The sequence below is a fragment of the Pseudomonas sp. E1BtOHC1 genome (genome assembly GCF_058744285.1).
The window spans coordinates 2,884,106-2,909,960 of the sequence record NZ_CP196023.1; the positions used below are offsets into that span (position 1 = coordinate 2,884,106).

General features: G+C 56.3%; 28 protein-coding genes and 2 pseudogenes. 11 read left to right on the top strand and 19 right to left on the bottom strand.

Going from position 1 to position 25,855, the window contains the following annotated elements:
* Positions 1–24 precede the first annotated feature (24 nt).
* From ACSSVC_RS13375 to ACSSVC_RS13435, 13 genes and pseudogenes are all read right to left on the bottom strand, one after another.
* Complete coding sequence (locus ACSSVC_RS13375; protein ID WP_492612380.1) at positions 25–480, bottom strand: phage virion morphogenesis protein; 456 nt, start codon at positions 478–480, stop codon at positions 25–27.
* Positions 473–925 carry a phage tail protein gene (locus tag ACSSVC_RS13380; protein ID WP_492612381.1) on the bottom strand — a complete coding sequence of 151 codons (453 nt, stop codon included), beginning with the start codon at positions 923–925 and terminating at the stop codon, positions 473–475. Before ACSSVC_RS13380 ends, ACSSVC_RS13375 begins: the two co-directional genes overlap by 8 nt.
* Positions 922–1,107 (bottom strand): annotated as a pseudogene (lysC, locus tag ACSSVC_RS13385) (Rz1-like lysis system protein LysC); the annotation flags it as partial. The pseudogene lysC and the gene ACSSVC_RS13380, both read right to left, overlap by 4 nt.
* On the bottom strand, positions 1,022–1,465 hold the full coding sequence (lysB, locus tag ACSSVC_RS13390; protein ID WP_492612382.1) for an Rz-like lysis system protein LysB: 444 nt from the start codon (positions 1,463–1,465) through the stop codon (positions 1,022–1,024). The pseudogene lysC and the gene lysB, both read right to left, overlap by 86 nt.
* Positions 1,462–1,941: a hypothetical protein gene (locus tag ACSSVC_RS13395; RefSeq protein WP_492612383.1), complete on the bottom strand. Its 480-nt coding sequence runs from the start codon at positions 1,939–1,941 to the stop codon at positions 1,462–1,464. The genes lysB and ACSSVC_RS13395 overlap by 4 nt, the downstream gene beginning before the upstream one ends.
* On the bottom strand, positions 1,938–2,144 hold the full coding sequence (locus ACSSVC_RS13400; RefSeq protein WP_492612384.1) for a hypothetical protein: 207 nt from the start codon (positions 2,142–2,144) through the stop codon (positions 1,938–1,940). The genes ACSSVC_RS13395 and ACSSVC_RS13400 overlap by 4 nt, the downstream gene beginning before the upstream one ends.
* On the bottom strand, positions 2,141–2,983 hold the full coding sequence (locus ACSSVC_RS13405; protein WP_492612385.1) for an N-acetylmuramidase domain-containing protein: 843 nt from the start codon (positions 2,981–2,983) through the stop codon (positions 2,141–2,143). The genes ACSSVC_RS13400 and ACSSVC_RS13405 overlap by 4 nt, the downstream gene beginning before the upstream one ends.
* Positions 2,980–3,303, bottom strand: coding sequence for a phage holin, lambda family (locus ACSSVC_RS13410; protein WP_015634861.1), 324 nt, complete (start codon positions 3,301–3,303; stop codon positions 2,980–2,982). Before ACSSVC_RS13410 ends, ACSSVC_RS13405 begins: the two co-directional genes overlap by 4 nt.
* Before the next feature lie 45 nt (positions 3,304–3,348).
* Positions 3,349–3,561: a tail protein X gene (locus ACSSVC_RS13415; protein WP_015634862.1), complete on the bottom strand. Its 213-nt coding sequence runs from the start codon at positions 3,559–3,561 to the stop codon at positions 3,349–3,351.
* Positions 3,561–4,022, bottom strand: a complete 462-nt coding sequence (locus ACSSVC_RS13420; RefSeq protein WP_015634863.1) for a head completion/stabilization protein — start codon at positions 4,020–4,022, stop codon at positions 3,561–3,563. The genes ACSSVC_RS13415 and ACSSVC_RS13420 overlap by 1 nt, the downstream gene beginning before the upstream one ends.
* Positions 4,023–4,137: 115 nt before the next feature.
* Positions 4,138–4,845, bottom strand: a complete 708-nt coding sequence (locus ACSSVC_RS13425) for a phage terminase small subunit (protein ID WP_492612386.1) — start codon at positions 4,843–4,845, stop codon at positions 4,138–4,140.
* A gap of 11 nt (positions 4,846–4,856) precedes the next feature.
* Positions 4,857–5,864 (bottom strand): phage major capsid protein, P2 family, encoded by a 1,008-nt coding sequence (locus ACSSVC_RS13430; protein WP_492612387.1) that lies wholly within the window; start codon positions 5,862–5,864, stop codon positions 4,857–4,859.
* Between the two features lie 44 nt (positions 5,865–5,908).
* Positions 5,909–6,787 carry a GPO family capsid scaffolding protein gene (locus ACSSVC_RS13435; protein ID WP_492612388.1) on the bottom strand — a complete coding sequence of 293 codons (879 nt, stop codon included), beginning with the start codon at positions 6,785–6,787 and terminating at the stop codon, positions 5,909–5,911.
* A 151-nt stretch (positions 6,788–6,938) separates the two neighbouring features.
* Here ACSSVC_RS13435 and ACSSVC_RS13440 point away from each other — a divergent pair, with 151 nt between their 5' ends.
* Positions 6,939–8,696 carry a terminase ATPase subunit family protein gene (locus tag ACSSVC_RS13440; protein WP_015634867.1) on the top strand — a complete coding sequence of 586 codons (1,758 nt, stop codon included), beginning with the start codon at positions 6,939–6,941 and terminating at the stop codon, positions 8,694–8,696.
* Complete coding sequence (locus ACSSVC_RS13445) at positions 8,696–9,745, top strand: phage portal protein (protein WP_492612389.1); 1,050 nt, start codon at positions 8,696–8,698, stop codon at positions 9,743–9,745. Before ACSSVC_RS13440 ends, ACSSVC_RS13445 begins: the two co-directional genes overlap by 1 nt.
* A gap of 121 nt (positions 9,746–9,866) precedes the next feature.
* Here ACSSVC_RS13445 and ACSSVC_RS13450 read toward each other — a convergent pair whose 3' ends face one another.
* Positions 9,867–11,714, bottom strand: coding sequence for an AAA family ATPase (locus ACSSVC_RS13450; protein ID WP_492612390.1), 1,848 nt, complete (start codon positions 11,712–11,714; stop codon positions 9,867–9,869).
* Positions 11,715–13,204: 1,490 nt separating this feature from the next.
* Between ACSSVC_RS13450 and ACSSVC_RS13455 the strand changes: the two genes are divergently transcribed.
* Positions 13,205–14,581: a PIN-like domain-containing protein gene (locus ACSSVC_RS13455; RefSeq protein WP_492612391.1), complete on the top strand. Its 1,377-nt coding sequence runs from the start codon at positions 13,205–13,207 to the stop codon at positions 14,579–14,581.
* A gap of 180 nt (positions 14,582–14,761) precedes the next feature.
* On the opposite strand, the gene ACSSVC_RS13460 is transcribed toward ACSSVC_RS13455, so the two are convergent.
* On the bottom strand, positions 14,762–15,925 hold the full coding sequence (locus ACSSVC_RS13460) for an Arm DNA-binding domain-containing protein (RefSeq protein ID WP_492612564.1): 1,164 nt from the start codon (positions 15,923–15,925) through the stop codon (positions 14,762–14,764).
* A 411-nt stretch (positions 15,926–16,336) separates the two neighbouring features.
* Here ACSSVC_RS13460 and ACSSVC_RS13465 point away from each other — a divergent pair, with 411 nt between their 5' ends.
* Complete coding sequence (locus ACSSVC_RS13465) at positions 16,337–16,531, top strand: hypothetical protein (protein ID WP_492612599.1); 195 nt, start codon at positions 16,337–16,339, stop codon at positions 16,529–16,531.
* Entirely contained in the window at positions 16,504–17,490 is a 987-nt protein-coding gene (locus ACSSVC_RS13470; RefSeq protein WP_492612392.1) for a hypothetical protein, read from the top strand. The genes ACSSVC_RS13465 and ACSSVC_RS13470 overlap by 28 nt, the downstream gene beginning before the upstream one ends.
* Here ACSSVC_RS13470 and ACSSVC_RS13475 read toward each other — a convergent pair.
* Positions 17,476–18,705 (bottom strand): hypothetical protein, encoded by a 1,230-nt coding sequence (locus ACSSVC_RS13475; RefSeq protein ID WP_492612393.1) that lies wholly within the window; start codon positions 18,703–18,705, stop codon positions 17,476–17,478. The two genes, ACSSVC_RS13470 and ACSSVC_RS13475, sit on opposite strands and share 15 nt — an antisense overlap.
* 548 nt (positions 18,706–19,253) lie before the next feature.
* Here ACSSVC_RS13475 and ACSSVC_RS13480 point away from each other — a divergent pair.
* Positions 19,254–19,364 (top strand): annotated as a pseudogene (locus tag ACSSVC_RS13480) (IS5/IS1182 family transposase); the annotation flags it as partial.
* A 68-nt stretch (positions 19,365–19,432) separates the two neighbouring features.
* Here ACSSVC_RS13480 and ACSSVC_RS13485 read toward each other — a convergent pair.
* Positions 19,433–19,870, bottom strand: coding sequence for a hypothetical protein (locus tag ACSSVC_RS13485; RefSeq protein WP_492612394.1), 438 nt, complete (start codon positions 19,868–19,870; stop codon positions 19,433–19,435).
* A gap of 1,237 nt (positions 19,871–21,107) precedes the next feature.
* Positions 21,108–21,377 (bottom strand): hypothetical protein, encoded by a 270-nt coding sequence (locus tag ACSSVC_RS13490; protein ID WP_492612395.1) that lies wholly within the window; start codon positions 21,375–21,377, stop codon positions 21,108–21,110.
* A 530-nt stretch (positions 21,378–21,907) separates the two neighbouring features.
* Here ACSSVC_RS13490 and ACSSVC_RS13495 point away from each other — a divergent pair.
* The 5 genes from ACSSVC_RS13495 (at position 21,908) to ACSSVC_RS13515 (ending at position 24,907) form a co-directional block, all read left to right on the top strand.
* Positions 21,908–22,093, top strand: a complete 186-nt coding sequence (locus tag ACSSVC_RS13495) for a hypothetical protein (RefSeq protein WP_492612396.1) — start codon at positions 21,908–21,910, stop codon at positions 22,091–22,093.
* 466 nt (positions 22,094–22,559) lie between these two features.
* Complete coding sequence (locus tag ACSSVC_RS13500; RefSeq protein WP_404938807.1) at positions 22,560–23,024, top strand: hypothetical protein; 465 nt, start codon at positions 22,560–22,562, stop codon at positions 23,022–23,024.
* A gap of 398 nt (positions 23,025–23,422) precedes the next feature.
* Positions 23,423–23,788 (top strand): glycine zipper domain-containing protein, encoded by a 366-nt coding sequence (locus tag ACSSVC_RS13505; RefSeq protein WP_047302868.1) that lies wholly within the window; start codon positions 23,423–23,425, stop codon positions 23,786–23,788.
* A gap of 109 nt (positions 23,789–23,897) precedes the next feature.
* Positions 23,898–24,059, top strand: a complete 162-nt coding sequence (locus ACSSVC_RS13510) for a hypothetical protein (protein ID WP_346632082.1) — start codon at positions 23,898–23,900, stop codon at positions 24,057–24,059.
* Positions 24,060–24,211: 152 nt separating this feature from the next.
* The gene (locus ACSSVC_RS13515; RefSeq protein WP_346631861.1) at positions 24,212–24,907 is read left to right on the top strand and encodes an HAD-IA family hydrolase; all 696 of its coding nucleotides are present in this window, start codon (positions 24,212–24,214) and stop codon (positions 24,905–24,907) included.
* A 134-nt stretch (positions 24,908–25,041) separates the two neighbouring features.
* Here the strand turns inward: ACSSVC_RS13515 and ACSSVC_RS13520 are convergent, their stop codons facing one another.
* Entirely contained in the window at positions 25,042–25,788 is a 747-nt protein-coding gene (locus ACSSVC_RS13520) for a 3-oxoacyl-ACP reductase family protein (protein WP_346631860.1), read from the bottom strand.
* Positions 25,789–25,855 lie beyond the last annotated feature (67 nt).

The following is a 25,855-nucleotide window of genomic DNA, read 5'->3' on the forward strand; positions in this document are numbered from 1 at the left end:
GTTTGGTGGGGGTGAATAGTTGTTTTACTTAGCCAGAATTTCTAATAGTCTGTTGCGGATAAGATCTAAATCCGCCTGGGTGAAACCGAGCACTTCCCGCTGCTCGTACTTCACATCTGGAGCCCCGCGCTCGGCCCGATCCCTCAGCCCGTATTGATGCACGCGCGCAATACGGGCTACCCGCCCAGTAAACCCAACGCTGATCGCATTACCGTCCCCCTGAACCTTCAAGAAGCTCGCCGTGCGAAGCTTCTTGAACATCTTCACCTGGCGCTTGATGCGTCCCTGTTTGCCCCGCAGGTTCCGCTGTTTGCGCGGTGCGTACTTGCTCCCGTCCGGGTTGCGCTGGGCAATGATTCGCTGTTGCTGGCTGCGGCGCAGGGCCTGGCCGATGCTTCGGGCGAGCTGATTGCGTGCAGCGGGCTGCAACTGCCCCAGCAGGCCCGCGGCCCAGTCCTCCAGTGCTTCAAGATCAGCCATTGGGCACTATCCATTCCGGGCCGCTCTCGGGCCATGTGGGGTTGCGCTGGGGTTCACCTGGGTGGCTGATAGTGGTGTTGCCTGCATCATCAGTACGAACGACCACGCGCTCGGTGAGGGGAAGGGTCAAGCTCATGTCGACCTTGCTCTTGTCGATGAGGTCGGCCTCGAACTTGATGCCGTCGGCGGACTTGTCGAGGTTCTCCAGTAGTTCGGACTGATTTACGCGGAGCCAGGCCAACAGCGGCAGCATGACGCTGTCCGGATGGCCGGCGAAGTCGGTCAGGATCACCTGCAGGTCATAGCTGTATTCGAACGAGAGGGTGGGGGCCGCGGTGCAGCGGACTTTGCCGTTGTCGATGAAGATCAGCAGCCGGTCGGGGCTGTGGCGCAGTTCCGGGATCTGTTCCAGCAGGAAGGCCCGCAGGCTGTCGGGTTTGTTCATGGTTTGGCCTGCTGGTAGCGATAGATCATGTCGATCTGGCCCGCGCATTCGGCCCAGGCGGCCTCGCTACGGTCCTGGTCGGTGATCAGGTCGCCGTTATTGCTGGGGCTGGTCGCCGGCAGGCTGCAGGGCACCACGGCCGGACAGCCACTGACGATAAGCGTCGGCGCCGGTGAGGGCTGGGCGCTCGCGCAGCCGGCGAGCAACATCAGGCAAAGGCTGGTCAGCCCAAGCGCGCAGATCAGCGTTTTCACGTTTCAGCCCCTCGATGGTGAGTTGTCGTTTGGCGAGCCCTTGGCGTAGCAGGTCCTGTTCCGTGCGCAGACGGGCCTGGGCCTCGCGTTCGCGGGAAAGAGCAGCCTCCAGGGCGTTGGCTTTGCCCTCGCTGCGCCCGGCCGCGGCCAACGCATCCCGGGTGTCTTTCTCGGCCAGCTCCCGGTTCTTGTCGGCGACCTCGATGCGTTGTTCCTGATTCCAAGCCAGTAGGCCCAGCACGCCGACCAGGGCCAGGCCCAGCAGGATCTGGCGAATGGTGCTCATTTGAGGAACTCCCCCAGGATCAACTGGCGGTACTGCTCATCGGTGTAGGCCGCGCGGGCCTCATTGAAGTAGGCCTCATCGATTACCCCCGGTGTCAGAAGATGGCGCTGATAGCTGCCGCCGTTGAGCTCGATCAGTTGCAACAGCAGATCCGTTTCCGGGGTATCAATCCCCAAGTCGCGGACTCGGCTCGCCGTTGTTGCGTAGTACCCGCCGTTGCGGACCTTGGCCGACTTGAGCCAATCGAACTCGTCGTAGATCCAGTTAGCTTGTTCCAGGTCGAGGTCATCAGGAGGGGCTTGACGGTCCGAAAGTACGACGACCCCTGGCAGGCGCCCGTGTAAATCCTCCGCTTGTGGGGTGACGAAAATCACCGTCTCGCCCTGGGCGGTGAGGTCGTTTGCGATTCTCACCAGGCGGGTGGTCTTCCCTGTCTGGCGACCGGAGATTTCGAGGTAGGCGATCTTGCCGGTCATGCCCGGTACCAACCCAGTTTGTTCATGGCGCCGACGTCCAGGTGTTCGAGCGGGCCGCGAATCACAATTGCCCGGCAGCCTGGATCGACAAATTGCAGCGCCTCGGCCAGCAGCTCCATGGCTTCTGGCTCGGTGTTTTCCGGCACGACCAGGACATCACCGTCTTGAACCTTCAGCTTGTGCACCGCTTCGAGATCGATCATGCCGGTACCTCCTGACCGCAGCTGCAGGCGCTGTGCCGCTCGAAGGCGCGCTGGAGCTTGGTGTCGTACAGGTTGCGTTGGTAGTTCGGCCCGTTGTACTGCCTGGCGAAGTCGGCCCACTTGCGGGCCTTCAGCGCCTTGTGGAGGGCCGGATCGGTCTCGATGAAGCGGACGAAGGCGTCGAACTGGCGGGACTCGCTCGCGCTCATGGCCGTCACGAAGTCCTGCACGCTGGCATAGCCCAGGCGCTTCCAGTGAAAGCCCATGATCTGGAAGGCGCCCCAGGAAGCGGATTCGAGGGCTGCGGTGTCATCGATGAGGCGGGCGGTGGCCAGGCGCTGATGCTCAGCGGGGCCGCCGGCATAGCCCCCGGGGTTCGGGTTGATGATGGCCGGGTACTGCGCCGCGAGCTCGTCGGCGTGACGCTTCAGTTCTGCCGGGTCGTCACCTGGATGGCGTGGCGTCTTCAACTGGCGGTACATGATGTGCCGCTCGAACAGGATCGCCGGCTTGCCGTTGGCGAAGAAGCCTTTGCCGCTCGATTCGACCTCATTGACTGCGTAGACACTGGCGAGGGGTAGATCCAGACGCTGGGCAGCGCTGATCAGGTCGGCGTTCTTCAGCAACTGAGCGCAATCGCCACCGGCCAGGCTGGTTTGGGTTTTCTCGCCGGCGATACCGTCCACCACCAGGCCGGCCTTGAGCTGGTAGGCGCGCACGGCCTTTTCGGTGGCGTTGCCGTAGTCGCCGTCCACCACCAGGATGGCCCCGTGGCTGTTGAGGTTCTTCTGCAGGCTGCGTACCGCCTGCGAGCGATCGCCGTGCCGGAGTGTGTTCATAGCTGCTCTACCTTGCGGTTGAAAAACTTGCGGGCTGCGGCGCGGGTGCCCTCGACGCCAAGCAGGCCGATCACGCCACCGAAAAACGGGGCGGTTGATGCCGGGATGCCGAGCAACGCCAAGCCGTGGCTGGCAGCCAGGGCCAGCGCCCCGCAGAGCGGCGCCTCGATCAGCACCCGGCGTAGGGTGCCCCCGCCGTACATGATCCGTAGGGCCGCGATGATCAGCGCCAGGACGCCGGCGTACAGGGTCGGCCAGTTCTGTTCGAGCCAGGCGGCGAGCCAGGCCCAGGTGTCGGGACGGTCAGGCATTCGCTTCATTCCAGGGTCCAGGGTGGTAGGTCTCAAGGAGGCGGCTCAAATGGATCAGTCCCATAGGTTCACCATCTGCCGCTGTGGGGCTGTGGTCTGGGCTTCGGGCATTTGAACGGCGAGGCCTTGCGGCAGGGTGGGGCCGTGATCAGCCAGCCCGGGGTTGGCTTCGAGCACCGCCTCGGTGACGCCGGCGGTGCGGCCGTAGTGACGCCAGCAGAGGGCGTCGACGGTGTCGTTTTGCAGGGCGCGAAGGGTGACAGCCATCAGATCAGCTCCACGGTGGTGCGCTTGGTTCTTAGGAAATCGCGGATGGCCCAGCGTTGGTCGCGGTGGTAGTCATCGATGTTCGGGGCCAGTTCTTCGGCCTTGCGGTTGCCCGTGTTGGTGCTGTCATAGGAGCGGTAGCGTTCACAGACCTCAGCGCCAACGCCGGCCTCGATCGCTCGGCGGTACAGGTGGACCTGGGCGGATTCATCCTTGACCAGGGGGCTGGGGACGTCTTTCAGTTCGGCATAGCCTGCAGCTTGCTGGGCTATGCGCCAGTCATCGAGCTCCCGGTTGACGCTGATGGCGGCGTTGATCACCGCTGTTTCCAGACGGGCCGGGGTGACGCTGCTGTCGATGCGCAAGGTGGCGCGCAGTTGGTCCAGGTCGATCGAGGGCCAGAATGGGTCGGTGTTGATGTGGCCGCTTGGCGTGGTGCCGCCGGCTACGAATCCGCTCATGGTGCTGCGCTCAATAAGTCGCCGGTGGTCGGGGCTTCACGTTCAGGCGGAGCGGTCTGGCCGATCCGCCCCGAGCCGGCGGGGTGCGTGGGGACGCTCGGTTAACTGCGCGCCCTTAAGGGGCGGGCGCAGTGTGTTTCTTGAGGAGGCGCTCGACGCGCTCCAGATCCTTTTTGCCGCCGCAGTTGCTGTGCAGTTCGATGGCGCGGGCCAGGTGTGTCTTGGCCTGTTCCAGGGGCTGCAGGGCAGTGTCTGCGGGGGCGTCATCAGCGACCTGAGCAGAAAGCGCCTTGCCGATGGCCAGGTGCAGCTTGGCCCGGGCCTGGTCCGGCATGTCTTCCTTGGTGGTGATCTGCTCGGTGCGCAGCAGCAATTCCAGGTCAAAGCTGCTGCCGGCTTTCTGGGCCTTCAACGCGGCTTCGGCGATCTCCTCGGCGACGATGGTGCCGGTGGTGCGCTCGAAGCGATCCGGCATCAGCAGCTGGTGCTCGATCACGTAGGCGGCGATGTCCAGGGCACCCTTGAAGTCGCCGGCGTCCATGCGCCAGACCATCAGGGTGGTCAGCACCTGGTCTTGGGCGCCTTTGCCCTCGGCGAGCATGCCTTCGACGTAGGGCTCGTACTCCGGCAGTAATTGCCGCTTGAGCTCTGCCTTGCCCTCGGTGGACTGCACCTGTTTCAGCCGCAGGTAGTCCTGTTGGAGCTTGGCGAGGTGCAGCTCGTAAATGGTGGCGCCTTCCATGGTCAGGGCTGGCCCGGCGACAGCAGCCGCTGCAACGGCTGCTGTTACGCGTTGGAAGTGACGACGGCAGGGGTTGGTCATGATTGCCGGCCTCAGCTCAGGGTGATGTTTTCGGCCATGGCAGCGCAGCCCAGGTCTTCGATCACGTAGCTTTCATTGACCGATTCGAAGTTTTCGATGCGGTCGCGTTTGGCGCTGTCGACGACGGTGCGGCGGCGGGTGCCTTCCTGCCAGTACAGCGACAGGTTGTCGAGGCGGGTCACCAACAGGCCGTTGGCCGGGAAGTGCGGCACCCGAACGGCTGGCAGGTTGCCAATGCGCTTTTGGCTGGTGACGATGTCGGCCGCGAGCATCTCGGTTGGCGCCTGGGTTTTGTTGATGATCGGGAAGTACTTGTCGGCCAGTAGCTGGCGACCGCAGACCACCACCAGTTCGGTGTCTTCTTGGTACCATGGCTCAATGAACTCATTGACCATGCTGACGACCAGGGCGTCGATGTTTTCGAAGTCCTTGCCCGCACCGATCTGGATCTTGCCGCTGCCGTCGACCACTTCGTGCAACACGCGAGCGGCGTTTTCCAGGCGCATTTTCTGCAGCCAGCCAATGTTCACGTCCTGCAACAGCGGGTTGGTGGATGGGTTGGAGGTCGCGGCGCGGCTGGTGCCGTTCCACCCGATCATGATCCGGTTGAGGGCCTGGGCCTTGATGATGGCGTCACGAATGCGCGCCTGAAAGTCCTTGAACTTGGCCCACTGATCGAGCTTCTGGTAGCGAATCCCGGTGTCAAAGTTGGTCTGGGTACAGGTGTACCCGCGATTGTCCAGGCCGCTCGGGTCGCGGGGCTCACGGTCCTTGACGGTGGTGTCGGTGGTGCTGGCAATGGTCCCGTCGATGCCGATGCCGATCTTCTCGCCCGATTGTTCGGAGACGCCGTAAACGTTGATGGCGCTGAGGAACGCGCTGGACTCCTGAATGCGGGTTTCCAGGGTCTGGGCAACGCTGGGGGCGGCCGTGAATTTGGTGGTGACGTCGCTCACGCCGTGCAGTTGCGCGAGTTGTTGCAGGTAGGCGTTGAAGAGGACGCGGGTATCGTTACGCATGGTGTTCTCCGATGTTCCTTGGCTTGGTGGTGTCCGTGTTGGGATCAGCAGTCGGTGACGAGAGCCCCGTCACCACCCGTAGCCGCGGGGCGAGCGGTGAACTGCGGTTGCTGGCTGCTACCGGCCGGCGTCTTTTCGAGTTTTTCCACCAGTGCCGAAAAGTCGGCAGCCAGTTTCTCGTGCTTGGCCAGCAGGCTTTCGCGGGCGGCCTTTTCGGCGGCGAAGGCCTGGCCCTGGCCGGCGACGTGCTCAGCCATGGCCTCGACGGCCTCGCCGAGCTCGGTGAATAGAGCGGCGTCCTTGCCTTCCTTGTCCTTGCTCTTACCGAGCAGGTCGAGCACGCGGCTGAACAGGCCAGCGACCTTGCCGCTTTCGTCCTCGACTTCCTCGAATTCAAGGGCCACCTCGATGGCCTCGGAAAACAGGTTGCTAGCGTCGCGCTTGCGGGCTGCCAGCGGGTTTTTGTCCGGATTCTGGGCGCTGAACGTGAGCATTTCGGTACCCAGGCTGGCCGGGGTATCGGTCACCGCGATGCCGTCCAGGTAGGCGCGGCCGGTGTCGGCGAACTTCGGGCGGATCTCGATACTGGTGTAGAGCTTCTGCCGGGCCTTGTTCATGTTCACCAGGTCGGCAGTGGGTTCGATCTGGGCGAACAGTGCGAGCTTCTTGACGCCGGCAATCTCGACCTCTTCGGTCTTCAACGCGACCACGTCGCCGTAGGCACGGAATGGGCTGTCCGGCAGCATGCTACGCATGTGTTCGATCCAGACCCGGGCGCCGTAGGTGTTCAGGCTGTAGGTCTCGGCAGCGTCGACCAACCATTGCCGTTCGATCTGGCGGCCATCGGTGGTGGCGCCTTCAACGGCGACGCGGAAGAACTTGGAACGGTGTTTCTTGGTTGGGGTGTCGGTTTTGCCGGCCATGCGTGAATCCTCAGTGCGGTGGCTGTGTGCCTTGGCGATGAGGGCATGTTGTTGAGCACGGGCGAGACGGGCAACGAGGCGCTGTTGTAGATCCGCGGCGTACAAGGGGCGGCGCGGGAAGTGTTCGCGCGCGGGCGGCAGCATCTGCGCCATGAATGCCATCGTCGATTTGCCCACCGATCATCGCCGCCACGCCAAACACCTGTATTGGCAGGGCTATCGCGTGTGCGAGATCGCCGAGCTGATCGGGGAGAAGGAAAAGACCCTGCACAGCTGGAAGGCCCGGGACGAATGGGACCGGGCCACGCCGCTGGAGCGCATCGAAGCGGCCACCGAAGCGCGCCTGGTGCAACTGATCCTCAAGGACCCCAAGTCAGGGGCGGACTACAAGGAAATCGACCTGCTGCACCGCCAGCTGGAGCGCCAGGCGCGGATCCGGCGCTTTACCGAGGGCGGTACCGAAACCGAACTGAACCCGAACCTGGCCAAGCGCAACGAGGGGCCGAAGAAGGCGCCCAAGCGCAACGAGTTCGATGAAGAACACATCGAAAAGCTGACCGAGGCGTTCATCGATGGCTGCTTCGGCTATCAGCTGGATTGGTACAAGGCGGGCAACCAGCGTACCCGCGCCATCCTAAAGTCCCGGCAGATCGGCGCGACGTTCTACTTCGCCCGGGAGGCGCTGATCGATGCGCTGACCACCGGGCGCAATCAGATCTTCCTGTCGGCCTCGAAGAATCAGGCGCACATCTTCAAGGCCTACATCCAGGCATTCGCCCGTGAGACTGTCGGTATCGAGCTGACAGGTGATCCGATCATCTTGGGCAACGGCGCCGAGCTGCACTTCCTGGGGACCAACGCCCGTACCGCCCAGGGCTATCACGGCAACTTCTACTTCGACGAATTCTTCTGGACCTTCAAGTTCAAGGAACTCAACAAGGTCGCCAGCGGCATGGCGATGCAGAAGCAATACCGCCGGACCTACTTCTCGACGCCGTCGAGCATGGCGCATGAGGCCTACACCTTCTGGACCGGTGAGCGCTTCAACAAGGGCAAGCCGGCGGCTCAGCGGATCAAGCTCGACGTGTCCCACAACGCCCTGCAGCAGGGGCGGCTCTGCGAGGACCGGATCTGGCGCCAGATCGTCACCATCCTGGACGCGGAAGGGCGGGGCTGTGATCTGTTCGATCTGGACGAGCTGCGGCTTGAGTACGACGCCGAGGCCTTCCAGAACCTGCTGATGTGCCAGTTCATTGATGACGGGGCCAGTATCTTCCCGCTGGCGATGCTACAGCCCTGCATGGTGGACAGTTGGGACCTCTGGGCAGAGGACTACAAGCCCTTCGCCGCACGGCCGTTCGGCGATCGCCAGGTCTGGGTGGGCTATGACCCGGCAGAAAACGGCGATAGTGCAGGCATGGTGGTGATCGCGCCCCCCATGGTGCCCGGCGGCAAGTTCCGAATCCTTGAGCGGCACCAGTTCCGGGGCATGGACTTCGCGGCCCAGGCCGAGGCCATCCGCCAGGTCACCCAGCGCTACTGGGTGACCTACATCGGGATCGACATAACCGGCATGGGCTCAGGCGTGGCGCAGCTGGTGAAGTCGTTTTTCCCGAACATCACCACCTTCAGCTACTCGCCCGAAGTCAAAACCCGCTTGGTGCTGAAGGCCTACGACGTGATCAAGAACGGCCGCCTGGAGTTCGATGCCGGCTGGACGGATATGGCCCAGTCGCTGATGGCTATTCGAAAGACCGTCACCGCCTCCGGGCGCCAGTTCACCTACACGGCCGGTCGCACCGACGAAACCGGCCATGCCGACTTGGCGTGGGCGACCTTCCACGCCCTGCACAACGAACCCCTCGAAGGGCAGACCACGGCGAACACCGGATTTATGGAGTCCTATTGATGAGCAGACGTAACCGCGAAAAACAGCTGGTAACCGCCAATGCCCCGAAAGAAGGGGAGCTGCTGCAGGCCGAGGCCGGCCCGGTGGAGGCCTTCACCTTCGGGGACCCGACGCCGGTCCTGGATGGCCGCGAGATCCTCGACTACCTGCAGTGCTGGCTCAACGGCCGCTGGTACGAAACGCCGATGTCTATGGATGGCCTAGCCAAGACCACCCGGGCCAGCGTGTATCTGCAATCGGGGCTGAACTTCAAGCGCAACATGCTGGCCCGCACCTTCATCCCCCACAAGCTGCTCAGCCGTCAGGCCTTCGAGCAGTTCGCCCTGGATTGGCTCTGGTGTGGCAACTGCTACCTGGAGAAGCGCAACAACATGCTGCGCAACACCCTGGGCCTGGTTCCGCCGCTGGCGAAGTACATGCGCCGCGGTGCCGATCTGGTGACCTACTACCAGGTGCGGGGCTGGAAGGACGAGCACGAGTTCGCCCCGGGTTCCATCTGCCACCTGCGCGAGGCTGATATCAACCAGGAGATTTACGGGCTGCCGGAGTGGCTGGCGGCGCTGCAAAGCGCGCTGCTGAACGAGAGCGCCACCCTGTTTCGCCGCAAGTACTACAACAACGGCAGTCACGCCGGCTTCATCCTCTACATGACCGACGCGGCGCAGAAGGAAGAGGACATTGATTCGCTGCGCACCGCGCTGAAGAACTCGAAAGGCCCGGGCAACTTCCGCAACCTGTTCGTCTACGCACCCGCCGGGAAGAAGGACGGCATCCAGCTGATCCCGGTCAGTGAGGTGGCGGCAAAGGACGAGTTCAGCTCAATCAAGAACATCAGCCGCGACGACCTGCTCGCAGCCTTGCGCATTCCGCCGCAGTTGATGGGCATCGTGCCGCAGAACGCGGGTGGTTTCGGATCGTTGCGGGAGGCTGCCCAGGTCTGGACGGAGAACGAGCTAGAGCCGCTGCAATCGCGGCTTGCCCAGGTCAATGAGTGGTTGGGCGAGGAGGTTGTCAGCTTTAAGCCGTTTGAACTAGTAACGGGCTCGTAGGGCGATATCCTCTTAAGAACCGCGGAGCGCGGTCCCGGGTACAGTAAGCGTGGGGATTTGAACTGCATAGGAGGCAGAATCGACCCAAAGTTGTCACTTGAGAAGCTACAAGCATCTTATATTAATGGGGAAGAAATGCTTCACTCCAGCTCTGTGCTCGGAGCTGGCCAGTCTCGGTGTATATTCTATTGTCCGATGTCTGCGAAGCCCCTCCAATGTGGTGATGGATTTTCGGCCGAAGTCCATCCATAAGCATCTTGCCGTGAGAGTGCTGAAACGAGACTGGAATCAGTCCGTTTGCGGGAATGAAAGCATTTTCATGCGGAGGATTGTTGGGCATTCCTGATTCTGCCCATTCTGGCTTCCCGCGCTTGCGCGGAACATCATAAAGAGATGAGAGAATCTGTCCTCGGGCGACGCGGGCAGCGTTCACTAGACTGTCACGCTTGAACACGGTCACGTCTGTAATCGCAGCGTCGATTAGTTCAGGGGCAAGCTCGTTAAAGACCTCTTTCAGATGTGCCGCCTGAGCAAACGAATGTTCGACGTCGTTCAACGGTGTGAAAACCTCCGTGACACGGGTCACGCCGTTGCGCTGGCGTTCCGAGGCAGCAGTTAATAACTCGAAATGCATTTCTTGTTCGGTTCGGAAGTCTCGATCCCGGTGCAAGATGATTCGGGCGTCTGGGCGCATGTCAGTGATCATGTTTGCAAGTAACCTTGCTGCCGGAAGGTTTCCGCACCCGTTGTAGGAGAGTACAACGAGGTTATCAGGTGCGCCGTTCGCCTTCGCTAGTACTGTAACTGGTCGTGTCAGTTTGTCCTCCGTCATCAAGATAACGGGCCTTGCAGGATCGAATGCTTCGGCGCCGGCTGATAGCGCTCCAAGGGTCATCAGAATGGGAATCGCGGGACGTTGAGAATCGTCGACAGGAACTTGTGCGCCTTCGCTCATCCATGCAACACCAGCGTCTGGATCGTACATAAGGCGTTGGATTAGTTGGGGCGAATGGCTGGCGAACAAAATACGTGTTTGAGTCTCGGTGGCGACGCTTTTGAGCGCATCATAGAGTCGCGCCTGGCTATCGGCATGCAAGTGCGCATCCGGCTCGTCGAGCAGGATCAGAGGCGGTGCATAGAAGCAGGCGTAAGCGATGATCTGAATAACTTGCAACATCCCTGTCGAGGCCATGTCAAGTGTGACAGTAGCGTTAGGTGTTTCGATTTCAACATTGACGTAGCGATCTTTTTGCTGATCATGACTTACTATGACGCGTGTACCGGTGTAGCAGCGCTCAAGAAGTTTGGAAAAGGTCTTCCAACCGCAGTCCGGTAATAGGGCAATGTTGCGATCCTGGCACCAGGCAGTCCTCGCCATTCCATCCAGGTCGCGAGTGAAGAGATGATCAAGTACGGTGCGTAAATAAAGATTAGCGTCACCATGCATGACTGCGGCATCCATTGCTCCCTTTGATCGCCATTCTTCTCGGATCGGTATTCCAGATAAACCAGGTGTAAATATTGAGAAGGGGCGAGCGCTACTAGCAAGGACGGCAGCCAGGTCGTCATCCCCCCGGCGGGTGATTGCAATATTCGCGTTCTTCCCGCGGCGGATCTCAATCGTTACCGCCTTATCCGCATTTGTCTCGAGATCTACGCCGCAGTAGGTGATCGAATAGCCGAGATTCTGCGTCGCACTATCCCCACGCCTTAAGTCTAGCAATCGTTCGGTGGGTCGGAAGAGCACCGCATCGTTGGCGACCGTCCCAGCGAAATCAGGGACGCCACTACCGCGAATACCGCGAAAGGCCGCCTGCAAGATTGAGACGCCGAGCTGCGCTGCCTGCAATGCGCTGCTTTTACCGCTCGTGTTACCGCCTACAAGAGCAGTAAGTGGCCGTAAGTCTATTTCGAGTGACTCTATCCGCTTGAAGTCATTGATGACTATTTTATCGAGCCGAACTTGCATGTTTCTTCCCTAGAACCTACCGACTAACCGCGCTTGTTGGTGAGCGTCTGTTTTTACACAGACAGGCGCAGAAGATCAAACATTGATGGCGATTCAATGGCGTCTCGTGGCTGGAAACTGTCGATTATGAATGGCAGCTATTGGCCGACGGCTGTCTGTCACGAAGCGCAGCCGTTGACTCTAAAGTGCCTGCCACAAAGGGCATCATCTACTTCTCAGAGAGTTTCTCTCAAAACGAGTGCTCAGCAGCCACCGCGGGCAGTGATGTGCCACAAGCTGGGGCAGTGACGTGCTTCATAACCTGGCGCGCGCCGTCGTCCCCCCACCTCGCCTGCGGGCTAAATGGGTCTCTTTTTCTGCGCCCCTGCAGATCATTCTCGACGGTCCCGGCCGGGCGTCTTCTGGGCTTTTCTGGGGGCTGAAAAGCCTGCGGAACCCTGCACCGAGGCCGAATTTATGAGGAGGCTTAGAGGCTTCCAGATTGTTGGGGGCAGGTGGGGATGTCTGAGAAAGAGTAATTTCAGTAACCAGGGACTGGTTCTGCTCTGGAGGCCCCATAAATCAAGGCCTCAGAGATTACAAAGACGAGTAACACAGGAGTAATGTGAAGAGTAATTAATTCTTAAGTTATTGAAATGTAAGGATTTTTATAAAGACAAATATCACCTTGTAAATAGGTAATCTGATTACTCTTAGGTTACTTGAAAATTACCTTTTGATACTCGACAAGAAGCCTTGTAAATCAATGGCTTGCGTGGCTTTTTCGGTCAGGATTACTGATGTTACTCTTTTTTTGATACCCCCCTACACCTTGGATTTCAGCCCCTTATGCGTGTGATGCGCGCACGTACTGAGCTGTACGTTGAGGGCCATGGGAATGGCGTGGGAACGTTTTCTCGCTGCTGGCACCGCTGGAGCCCTTGTAAACCGGGGCGCTGCCTGGGCGATCGAGGGTGAGGGTACTTTCGAATCTCTCCTTCACCGCCACATTCTGAAAACGCAAACCCCTGATTTTCCTAGAGAAAGTCGGGGGTTTGTGGTTTTTGGCGTCTGAAAAATGGCCCCATGGGACCATCGTGGGACCGATGCACTATTGTGGTGCGTAAATAGAGGCAGTGAATGAGTGCGTATGTAGCATTAAATCTGGCTGCAACGACTTGACCTACGTTTAGCTGACCTCTACAGGCGATGACGCTTGCAGAAGCCTTCTCAAAAACGTAATGAGACCCTCAGTTGAATCACTGCGGGGACGCGATTTTATAGATAGTTATAGATTTGAAATTAATAATTTAAACGTTATAAGTCTGCAGCGCGTGTGGATCGCGTCCGGCCATGCCGGGACAGATAGCGATGGTATCTGGTTAACTAAAAGTGCGGATTGGACGGTCAGATATTTTTGTGGATTTTTCGATGTCAATTAATTAAATTGATACAGGTCTTCCGTGCTCTAAGGAAGATTTATATTTAGGTATTATTTATGGAGGTTGGTTTTGAAGGATATATTTAGTAGTTTCATAAATCCAAGTGAAGATATTGTAAAAAGCGCTTGGCGAAGCAAAGGTACATTGTTTGTATTTGATACAAATGTTTTTTTGAATTTATACGGATATGCCGAGCAAACAAGAAAAGACTTCTTTAACGTTGCCAATGGTATAAGGGATAAAATCTGGATTCCTTATCAAGTTGGTCTGGAGTATCATCGTCGGCGACTAAGTGTTATTAAGAACGAGAAGAAGGTTTTTAGAGATATTGAAAATATTCTCGAGAAAATTCCGAGTGAAATCAGTTCTGAGCTTCAAAATTATGCAATGTGGAAAAAAGATCCTGAACTTGATGCTCACCTTCAGGAGTTAGTAAGAAACATAGGCAAAGAAATTGAGACGTGCAAGGATAAAGTTTCAGATTGGAATAAGCGACAGCCGGATGTGAGGTCTGTGGATTTGATTCTCGATCAAATTCATGAAGTAACAAATGGGAAAATCGGTCCTCAACCTGAAAGTCAACAATGGCTAGATGATCTCTATAAAGATGGCGAGTTGCGTTACGAAAAAAAAATCCCGCCTGGATTCGAAGATAGAAATAAAGGTAAGGGAGATCTGGAGGATGCAATATTCCAGCATGGTGGCTTGAGCTATCAAAGAAAGTTCGGCGATTTGATAATGTGGAAGCAGTTGTTAATAAAGGCAGCGGAGCCCGATATTTCAAGTGTGATATTTGTTACAGACGATTCGAAAAAAGACTGGTGGAACATAATAGACTCTGGAGGGAAAAAAATAATTGGACCTCATGAGGGCTTGAAGTCTGAAATATATAAAGTAAAGGGGGTTGAGTTTTTTCATATGTATACGACCTCTGAGTTTTTAGAGGAAAGTAAAGGGTTTTTGAATAGTAAGATACATCAGAGTTCAATCGAAGACGCGTACGAAAAGAATATGCTCGGGATTCAGGAACGTGCCGCGTCCACCATCACCAGCCCTCTTGGCACTGTACCGCATGTGTTTGTTGGTGAAGACGGAAACCCTGTATATTTTAACTTTGATGACTACGAGTCATATAAGTATGACAAGGTTCGCAAGTCCCTATTAAATAGATTAGCGCACGGCACCAAACGATCGGTGGCGAGCGAGTTATATGCATACTACAAAAATGCAAAAACTCCTGAAGATAAAATGGACCTCCTTGAAAAATATTCAAAACTGCTCGACGTTCGAAAACTTTCCGAGATGGAGGAAGAATTGAATGTTTATAGGGGGCGCTTGGATCAAGTCAAGATGGCTATAGCAAGGGAACAGTTGGATGAACTTGATAAGGATATTTGGGGTGGCATGGGTGATGTATACCCAAAAGATAGGGATAGGGATGAGTAGCAGGTCTTTAAAAATGCAGAATGCTCTATGCATGTGGGTAGCGAAAGATAGTGCTCGGTACCGATAACACCATTTATGTATAAAAGGCCCCGCACGTTGACTAAGTGCGGAGCCTTTTTATTGTTCTCTGGATATCGGACGTCCCAATACTAGTACACCGATCTAAGGAAGTCTGGTTTGCTACAGCTTTAACGCAAGCTGCAGCATTCCAACAATATCTGGCCCATCTTCATTGATCCACGTCCCGTAATGTTGGCGGATCATGTTCCCATTGGTGTGCCCCATCTGCTCGGCTATCCAGTCGATCGAGGCCACGCCGGTTGTCAGCAACTGACTGGCGTAGGTGTGCCGGCACTGGCCGGGGCCGCGATAGCGAACCCCGGCCGCTAGCAAATGTGCCTTGAAGAACCTGTCTCGCACCACAAAGTCATTGACGTGGGGCAGACCGCTTTTGGTGTTCAGGAATACAAAGTGCAGTTTGTGTTTCCTGACCGTCTTGTTGTCCCGTTCAACGACTTCGACTGTTTCTGCCTTCTTCTTTCTATTGAGTGCATCGATCTTGCGCAGTGCATCCCATGCGGGAGCGAGCAGGCGCACCTTGCGTGTCGATCGGCGGGTTTTCGTCACTCGGTAGGCTCCGCGTACCTTTGACCTGCGGAATGTCACGGTGCCTTGCTCCAGGTCTACGTCCTCCCAGGCCAGGGCGATGGTTTCGGATACTCGAGGACCAGCCCAAATCATGAACTGAACCATCAACAGCTCTTGCGTGCGGCTGGTCGGAGTTTCGAGGATCTGTCTGATCTCCGCCCTGGTGAATGGGTCTGGTGCCTCGGGATCTGGCAGGCGGACCATCAGGCCCTCGGTGGGGTCGTGCGCAACTTTCATCCTGGTGCGGTACAGCCTAAACACCTGTCGCACGTTGCTAATGATGTCGCGGATGGTCTTGTTCTTGAGCGTCTTCGACAGGGTGCCCTGGATCCACTCCTGCAGGTCCAGGTGATCAATTGCGTTGATCTGCACCCTCCCCCAGCGTGGCCGTACGTGCACCTCCGCCTTGTTTGCGTAGCCTCGATAGCTTGATGCTGCCACGCTGTTGGCTTTGATCTTCAACCACAGATCCAGGTAGTGGCCGAAAGTGTTTTCGACCAGCTTGGACGAATTAGGGAAGTGCCTTGCGTAATCAAAGGTGCCGGTCTGGATCTCGTATTCGATGATGTCGATCAGGCGCTTTGCCTGGGCAATGGTTGCTGGTTTGTTGCCTCCTGGGATTGATTCCCTGCACTTTTCCCCGTTGTACTGAAAATAGATTCTCACGGAATTTCCGCGAGCTTCGACCCCGCTTATGTAAACCCCTAACGCTGTACTGGTGTATCGACAGTCTGATGATCGAAAACAAAAAAGGCCCGTTTCCGGGCCAAGTATCTAAGTGCGCATCTTCTGGTGGACGCGGCCTATGGCTTGGGCTTGTGTTGGCGTAGATGGGCATTCAGCAACTGGCATCGCCGACTGCATTTTTTATGATTGCCCTGGGCACGCCACTTGCCGCACTGGTCGCAAACGCTGGTGTAGTCAATGTTCCAGGGAAAGCGCCGTGCGGGCGTTGTTGCGGTGTTGTTAGGCATGGCCTGACTTGCCCCCATCGGTAGGGTCGGCGAGCAGTTGGGCGAAGACAGCAGCGTCTGCGTCGCTCAGATCTCCCAAGGTGCTGGCCATCTGGCTCAAGCTTTTGAGTCGGGTTCGTGATTCAGGGGTTTTATGCACTTGGTAGCCAATGACCGCCGCGCCGATGATCGCGGTGGCCACTACCAGGGCAATCAGAGCGCCATGATCGCGGTTCTTCCAGGACTGCGCCCGGGCGCCACTTTCAACCAGGGCGAGCGGGTCACCAGCGTGACGCTTACCGGCAACCAGATGGCCATCAAATGGAAGACGCAATCCGCCGCAGCGTAGAGCGGCAATTCCCCGAACTCACCGGCGGCTATCACCTGCCACGCTTCGGCCGTGTGGTCGCGGTACCGGATGCGCCGGCGGCGCCCGGGCTGTGCGATGACTTCCGGCCGCGCTACGGCGTGGACGTCCAGGTACTGCTGCCCGACGGCGAGCCGGACCCGGATCTGCCGATCCTGGCCGGCCTGCCGCTGCCGGCGCCCATGGGCGGCCAAGAGGCCGGCATGTTCGGCTTCCCCGAGGAAAACACCACGGTGGTGGTGTGCTTCGCCTATGGACTGCCCCACAAGCCCTTTATCCAGCAGATCCTGCCCCACGGCCTGAGCCTGCCCCGGGTGCCGAAAGGTGATCAGGTATGGCAGCACAGCGAGGCCTGCCAGCAGCGGGTCGATGCCGACGGCAACTGGCTGCGCCAGACTGATGGAAAGATCCAGGACAAGGCGATCGAACGCGAGGTGGAAGCCCTGGACAATGCCGAGCGCTTCCAGAATCACACCAGAACGGTAGACGACCATTCGACCGAGTCAGTGGGAGGGGTCAAGAAGATCGAGGCCATGGGGGCGCTCAAGCTGCTTTCCGGCGGGTCCGTCAGCCTGGCGGCCGTGGACGACCTGCACCAGGCCACCGGCCGCGACCTGAACCTGGTGGTGAGCCAGAAGCACAACGCCACAGTGGGCGGCGACATGCAGGAGCAGATCCAGGGGCTGCGCAAGAGCGTGAGCGGGATCAGTCAGCGCCTCCAGGCGCCCAAAACCTGGATCGGGTCGGAGTCGGTCAACGTGTTGCAGGTGGTGTGCGAGCTACTCGACCTGGTGGAGCAGATGAACACCCAGCTTGCTGGCCATACTCATGGAGTGACGCCGCCGCCGAACAATGCGTTGGCGTTCTCTCAAGCTGCCGCATCTGCACTACTGATGGCCACAAGAACGAAATTAGTGACCCTATCGCTAGCGGGCAGTTGACGAATATTTTGCCTGAATTGAAAAGTACTCATTTTCGTCGAGTAATTCTATTCGGTGTTCGTTGAAATAAATAAGTGCGTATTTCGATTCTATTCCCCACGCTGGAGTTGGGACACTTTCTGCTATGACAATTTCATGTATAGGTCCGCCATAAAGCTTCAGGTGGAAAAAAATTGAAGATCGCCCTTCACCTATGGCGAAGCTGTGCAGTGCCATGCAGTGAGCTTCGGCAGGGTAAATACCCAAGGCATGATAAAATGGATCGGTTTCATCTATTGCCCTTACCTGTATTTCCGAACCTTGCTTCCGGATTTTTGATTTTATACTGGCGAAGCCGGATTCACGTGCGTACTCATGCCCCCCAAGATGAATGATGAAGTTCATTCCAATTTTTGCATAAGCCTGGAACACACTTAGAATATCAAACCCCATTTCAACCGACACCAGCGGACTATCGATTGTACTGTCTGTATAAGAGGTTTCTACATTGGGAGCAGCTAGGAATTGCCTGACTTTAGCTATGTCTTCTAAGATGTTCGATGGGTCAGGAGATTTATAGGTAATCGTTCGCCCTTCGTGGTGATAAAATCGGGGGGTCAGATTGGCCACGTTGCCGTCGCTGTTGTGCTTGCTCTTCTGCAAAGGTTCTTTGATCCACACTGATTTAACTGGTGCTTTATTCGTAACTATATAGTCACCAATTGTTGGCTTCTCCCCGTCATAACTGACTACACGCACTAAATAATGCGTTCCCGAAGCTTCGGTCTTTTTCTCAATAAGTCTTATCTCGGGAGCGAGTAAGACTTCTCTGCACGCCTCAAGAAAAGCTTCAAGTGTATGATGCTCGTTAGCAGTAAATAGTATTCTCATCCCGTCCACATGTATTTGTGGAACTAGGCTGGCAGTCATCTTTGCAGAAATTTTTGCCTCGAGAAGCCGACCGTCATCGATGATGTAGCTGCTTTCGGTTTGAATAACAGGCTCGCTTGATTTCCTACCGCGGTTGCGCCCTTGTGACTGTTTAATAAGTCTGGCCAATGCACTTGGGGTTCTTCTGGATAGCTCACCCTCAAGTTTAGAAAAATAGGTATTACAAACCTCGCAGACACAGTCCTTTATCATGAATCGTTTGTCGTCGCCGCCTAAACCAGCTGGAAACATGTGTTCCCCATTGAACTCATTAGCTTGACCGCAATACACACATTCAGCGTTCATTGCATGCTTCCTTGCTTGGTTGAACTCAGTCTAAGCGATAAACATCAGGGTTGTGCATAGGCGCATCCATCAATCACCTCAAACCCTCTCAGTACGAATTCCAATATAGTCGTTTCCGACTAGGTGCAGCCATGACGCTGGAAAATCGCAGGCGGCGAAAAAAATCTGGATAGAAAATCACTTATCCCCCTCCCGCCGACGGGCTCTGCGTTCCTTTTTTGTGCAAAACCCGGTGGTAGTGCAAACCATGCCCCCGCCCAGGCCCGCTGCGGGGTCTGTCGGGTATTTGGTGATTTCACGGTGTGCAAGGTTTTGTGAAGAAGTGCAGCGGCCTTGCACGGTGGTATGCGGTTCTGACGAATTGGTCTGGGAGAGGAGACGCCCGGTTTACAAGGTCGGCAGTTGCGAAAAGCTGCGGAAGGTTAGGTTTTCGTTTTTGATGTCGTTGGCACCAGGTGCGCGCAAGTCACCGACCAGTTTGATATCAAAACAGCGGGAGGCCCAGCCAGCGTGGCTATCTCATGTTCTGCAGCATTGCACAGCATCGCCATGGCTGGCTAAAAGAGAACCGCAGAATAGGTACCCACTATGACAAGCTGGCGAGGAACTGTGCAGCTATAGCCACATTGCTCTGCAAGCTGCGTTGTATGTGGCAGTAACTTTCGAAAAAAAACAAGGTAACAACATTAAAGCAATCGCTTCGATTAAGTCTTCAAATTAAAAAAAATCACTTATTTGTAAGTCCGAATGTCTCGCCCATGTCAAAAGTACCGGTTACATCGGAAAAGCCCTCTGTGTTAATTAGTGTTTTATACTTCAAGGGAAATATGTCGGAAACCTTTTCTATTTCAAGAAGTGGCTGCTCTGCTAAAAAAAACTTAATTTGTTCAGTGGAGATATCTGGCATGTTTTTATTTATGAAGAATATATTATTTCCGCTAAATAAGCCCATTGAAAATACACGTTCAACCCCAACAGTATAACCTTCTACATTTTTGCCATTAGGTAGCGTAAATCTTGTATGTATCGACAAATCTGACTCTGACTCTGGCAAGTCTTTCGGAGAAGTAACTGGGTAGTAAAGTTCGCTCTCATCGTCATACTTCCACATGGAGTACTCTTGATAATCGGCCTCGCCAGGGGACTCTTTTGCATTGCTACTCATGCCTTCCTCCTTTTATCAGTCCAGCATCTAATAGTAAATGTTTAGTTCATTCTTGTTCTAAGGTCTTAGCTAATACAATATTTTTTCCTCACCTCCGATAGGCTCGAAACGACCCAGAAATACTTTACTAACAACTGGACCTTTAAGGTTCACTAAATTAATTTGTAAATTTCAACCCATGCAGGATTAAAGGCAGCCAAGTGTCTATTTTCTATTGAAAAATGGCAACTATTATACATTGCACCCTCTATAGAGGACGTGAAAAAGTACCTGGACTGATGATTCAGGACCGTTTTTCAGATGAGGGCTGGGAAAAAGGTAATTTTGGTAATCGATGGGTCAAAACGGGCTGGAGCCCTTGTAGAGCGTGGCTTTCAGACATTACCTTGGAGGGTAATTTTAGGTAATAAGAAAGGTAATATTCTGTTCAAACCCTTATTTTGCTGGGGTTTGGGGCTGTTAGGTATTACTCGGACTGAAGGTAATTTTCTAACCTTTCACTTACCTTTTTATTACCTATTGATAGGTTCGCCAAATTACTGATTTCATTGGGTTTTCTTTGGGTTCTGACAACGCATTACCAAAATTACCTTTTTCCCAGGGCTCAACATAAATCGGGGTGGATGGCATTTTTGGCCTCTCGCAGCATCCTGGCTTACAAACCCATGGGACTGCCATGGGACTGGCGAGCCTCGATTTTCACGAAAGCAATCGGCCTGCAGCCCTTGTAAACCGGGTACTTGCATAATGGGAGTAACTTTGCGGGTAGTTTCGAATCTCTCCTTCACCGCCACATTCTGAAAACACAAACCCCTGATTTTCCTAGTGAAAGTCGGGGGTTTGTGGTTTTTGGCGTTTGAAAAATGGCCTATGGGGCCAATAGGGGGCTGGCAGGTGTTTTTCGGTAGCGTTGAATGGATAACATCTGCTTAAAAAGTTCGCCCTTTGCGTAGTAGATGGCTGCAGCGATCTCGGCGAAATGACCGAGGCCGAATTCGACGAGCGTTGAGCGTTAAGCGTCGGCAGCATGCGCATGAAAAGGTATTTTGTTGCTGAAGTCCCAGCTCGAATACGCAACAAGGCTCGCCTCTAAACCCCCAGCAATTGTCTGCCGGCGAAGGCTATTGTTGCGTAAGCAGTATGAGGGAATCTGTATCTTCGAAGTCGCATGTGGCTGGACTAGCAGGCTCTGGTGCGTACTGATTAAGTAAGTCACGCACCAGGCCTGGCTGAATAGTTACCACTGGCCGCTTATGAGGCAGCCAACGATTTCCCAGCCGCTGTATTCCCACCAGGAATATCGATCATCGGAGCAACTTCTGGCCAGGCTGGCCATCTGGATTTCACCAGCTGCCCGATGGGTTCCGAAAGGAGTGTCAACAGAGGCTGTCACCTGATTAACGGTCTGAGGAGCCTTGATGGGGGTCGGATGCACGGAGGCGTTCGTGACAGTTGCGGTGAAAGCGAGCGTTGCGGATACGGCCAGAGCAGCTATGGACTTTTTCATGTTCGAATCCTTTCAGGTATCTGACATGCGGCTTGTGCATTAGCCTGACCTGCCTTTATCAGTAATCCGAACAGATCGGGCACTCGCGCAGTGTGGCGCCATGAAAGCCTACTACTGTGCTGCCTTCCGCACAGTCGCTCAACAGCACTATTGACAAAATGGTAAAAGCCTGGATTTTCATTGGAGGGCCGGCCCGAGAGTTCGAGTTTGACGAGCCTGTTGTTAATGTTTTCCCTGAAATGTCTCCATTTCTAGGCGGGTACACCGCCACCCCATAAAGCAATTGGACGCAAAGCCCCCGCTAATTTCTAAATGGACGTGCTGCCATATCAAGCGGCCGTCGGGTTCATGAGTCCGGAAATTTGCTCTGGATCATTTTTTTCTCTGGTCTCTTGCCGCTCGTCGGTGCTTGCCTGGTTTGGACGGCAGGTCTACAAATGACTGGCTAGTCTGAGACGCCGTGACGGTTAGTATTTTCCAGGCAATCAGGAGCTTGCCGGTACTGATCGGTTGTTGGAGGGAGCTGGGATATGAGGAGTCTTGCCTATATCGAAGACGACGGGGATGAGTTCCCAATCAACAACTTGGTGCGTTGCGGTCAGGCCGCATTCGATGTTGAAGAACAATCCCGGGTCAGTAGCAGGAAAAAAACTGCAACGCTGCCGGTAGCCAGTAATACGATGTTCTTTCCCAAGGCCATGCCAAAGAGAAAGTAATATTTAGTTCTGAGTGCCCCGTTTGATGCGGGGCTTTTTATTGTCCGCAAAAAGTTAAATCCGGACGTCTATCAGGATTGAAGTTGCAATCCGAGGGTATGGGTAATTTGAGGAAAATCCTGATATGGCCAACAGCCCTGTTGGCGATAGAGCTTCCTGTTTGCGCCGGACGATGCTCTGTGAAGGGGCTTGGGTGGTTCTGCTGGAGGTGAGGGCCGGTCACAAAGTTGTCAGGTTCATTTGCGGTGGTTGATTGAGGTCATAACTTTCTTGGTCATTGTTTGTGTATTAATTTTTTTTCCAATTTTGGGTAGTCGTATTAATTGTTTGTCGCCAGTGAGATGGGTTAAGTAAAGAGGCATCCTTTGTGCTTTTAGGAATTTTCTTATCTCAATTGGCTATAACTGGCGATATGTTCTTTATCCCGATTCAAACGGGGCTGCGCATCCAGCGATGATGCCTTTATATGAAAAGCGATAAGGAAATAAACGTGAAAGCTATTTTCAAACTCCTCGCACTGTCCACTCTCGTAGCCGCAGCCTCTGGTTGCACCAGCTACAACATCAGCCAGCCATCGTCGCCCATCGATAGCCAGGTCAAGGCTGACCTGAAGGCAGATGTAGCAGTGGGCGAGGCAATTTCGGGCCAGTCGTCGGTGAATATCCTCTTTGGTTTCCTGCAGTTTGGTGGCGATAACCAGTTTGCTGATGGTGTGACCTACGGCGGCGATACCGGCGGCGGTCTGGGTGGTCTGGGCCTGGATCCAGTGAGTGCAGTCAAGTCGGCTGCTGCCTTCAAGGCGGTCAAGTCTTCCGGCGCCGACCTGATCGTGGCTCCACGCTATGAAGTCAGCGAAGAAAACTACTTCGTCTTCAAGAAAGTCTCGGTCACTGTCAAAGGCAACAAGGGCAACATTCGCAGCATTCGCTGAGAACACTGTTGCCAGTGAGCGTTCAGGCCGCTATCGAAGCGGTGGCGGGGCAGCCAACCAAGGGGCTGACCTGCATTGATCGGCTTCGAGCATCTTCAGAAGGTGAACTGAAGATGTTGGCAGGATGAGAAATGGTGTGATCCGCGTCTGTTGCTCCCAGTCGCGGGTACTTTTCACAGAATCTTCACATCTGCCTGAGTACGCTCAAACCATCCGTTAAAAGCAATACCCCTAGCCCGTTCCCCAGCGGGCTTTTTTTTGCGCGGCGATAAAACTCTTTTAGAATCCGCTGTCCAAGCCACCGGAGAGCAACCGGGTGTTGCCGTGACGCTCCGTAGCAGGGCGCGCGGCGCTGGGTTTTTGTGTCAGTTCGACAGTCTTTTTTTGAGGTTCAAGTCATGCGTTCAACTCTACCTGCCCTGGTTGTGGGACTTCTGCTGGCTCAAGGCGCGATGGCCGGCGATGGCACTGCCGCCATTGGCGGCGGTCTCGGCGGTGCGCTGGGCAACGTGGTCGGGCAACAGCTCGGCGGCAGTACCGGCGCGGCCATTGGTGCGGGAGTTGCCGGGGCTGCCGGTAGTGCGGCGGGCGCGCGCAAGGGCAGCCGGGCCAAGGCCGCGATAGGCGGTGGTCTGGGTTCGGCCGGTGGCTCGCTGATCGGCAATCGCCTGGGCGGCAGCACCGGTTCCACCGTGGGTGCCGGCATTGGTGGTGCGGCGGGCGGTGCCCTGGGCAGCAGCATGGGGCACAAGAAGCGTCATTGATTTAGGCGCAACGTTCAAAAAACCCGGCCCTGCGCCGGGTTTTTTGTGCGCGTTACCCAGGGCTTCGCCATACTTGATGCAGCCAGTCCCGCTGTTTAAGGAGAGGATCATGCCCCGCGAAATGCCAGGTAATGTCGAGCCAGCCCCAGCGCAACCGTTGGTGATCAATGACCCGGGGAATGAAGATCCCGGCTCCTTGATGGATGATGCGCTGGTGCCGCTGCAGGAAGGACCTGAAGAAGGTGACGACGAGCTCGATCCTGGCGACTGAAACTATCCAGCTCCCTGTGCCATGCCCCTCGGTTGCTCCTGACCCAGCCCCGCCGCTATGCTGCTGAACCCTTTAATTGACGTGTTGCCGAACATAACGGGCCGTACCTGAGCCGCTCCCTGGAATGTACTTTTGCTAACGGATCAGATGCGATGAATGCACAGTTGAATGATTTGGGGCCGATCAAGGCGGTCATTTTCGATATGGACGGTCTGCTCCTGGATACCGAAGGTATCTACACCGAGATCACGCAGTTGATCGCCGAGCGTTATGGCCGCACCTACGATTGGACCATCAAGCAAAACATCATCGGACGTGGCGCCGCCGATCTGGCGCGTTACGTGGTCGAGGCACTGGACCTGCCCATCAGCGCCGAAGAGTTCCTGGTCATGCGTGAGCCATTGATGCGTGAGCGCTTTCCTCGAGCCGAGGCCATGCCGGGGGCTCAGCAACTGGTGCGTCATTTGAAGCAACACCAGGTGCCTATCGCAGTGGGCACCAGCTCGTCGCAGATGTCCTTCGGCGAGAAAATCACTCGTCATGGCGATTGGTTCGCGTTGTTCGACACCATTGTCACCGCCGATGATCCGGAAGTGACGGCGGCCAAGCCGGCGCCGGATATCTTTCTCACGGCAGCCCGGCGCCTGGGTGTGGCTCCAGAGGAATGCCTGGTGTTCGAGGACTCGCCCTTCGGCGTGACGGCTGCCAAGGCCGCGGGGATGCGGGTGCTTGCGGTGCCCGATCCGGCCATGGCGGATGCCAAGTTCGCCCACGCTGACGGGATTCTGCGCTCGCTCAAGGGGTTTCAGCCCGCCGCCTGTGGTTTGCCGCATCTGGTCTGGGCCTGAGGTCAGCAGATCGCTGTTAGAGAGAAGCAGGGCGTTGCGCGCCGGTTCGCCCTCTGCGGCAGCGGCTGGCGGATGCTGCGTAAGCAACCGGGCCACCTGATACAGGTGGCCCGGTTATTTTTTGTGTTGACCGATCAGGCGCTGAAACCGCCGTCGATGCTCAAGCTGGCGCCGGTGATGTAGGCCGCTTCGGGCCCGGCCAGATAGGCCACGAAGCCAGCGATTTCCTCGGCCCGGCCATAGCGACGCACGGCCATGAAGTCCATCAGACTGTCGGCAAAATCGCTGTCGGCCGGGTTCATGTCGGTGTCCACCGGTCCGGGCTGGACGTTGTTGATGGTGATGCCCCGCGGGCCCAGGTCCCGTGCCAGGCCTTTGGTCAGGCCCACCAGTGCAGCCTTGCTCATGGCGTAGGGGCCGCCACCGGCAAAGGGCATGCGCTCGGCGTTGGTGCTGCCAATGTTGATGATGCGTCCGCCTTCGCCCATGTGGCGTGCGGCCTCCTGGGTGGCGATGAACACACTGCGCACGTTGATGGCCAGGGTCTGATCGAAGTCTTCCAGTTTGAATTCGTCCAGCGGCGCCACCGCTAGTACGCCAGCGTTGTTCACCAGGATATCGAGGCGTCCGAAGGCCTGGACGGTGCTGTTCACGGCATCGCGAATGGCGCCGGCGTCGGCACTGTCGGCCTGTATCGCCAGGGCCTTGCCGCCCTTGGCGATGATGCTGTCCTGCAGGGTTTGCGCCTTGTTCGCGGAACTGATGTAGGTGAAGGCGACGCTGGCGCCTTCGGCCGCCAGGCGCTCGACGATGGCGGCGCCGATGCCGCGGGAACCGCCTTGGATCAAGGCCACTTTGCCGCTGAGGTTGTGCTTGCTCATGTGCTTCTCCAGAGATTGAAGGCCGGGTTGCCTTGTGCTTGGCGTCGAGTATCGACCGTCGATTGGC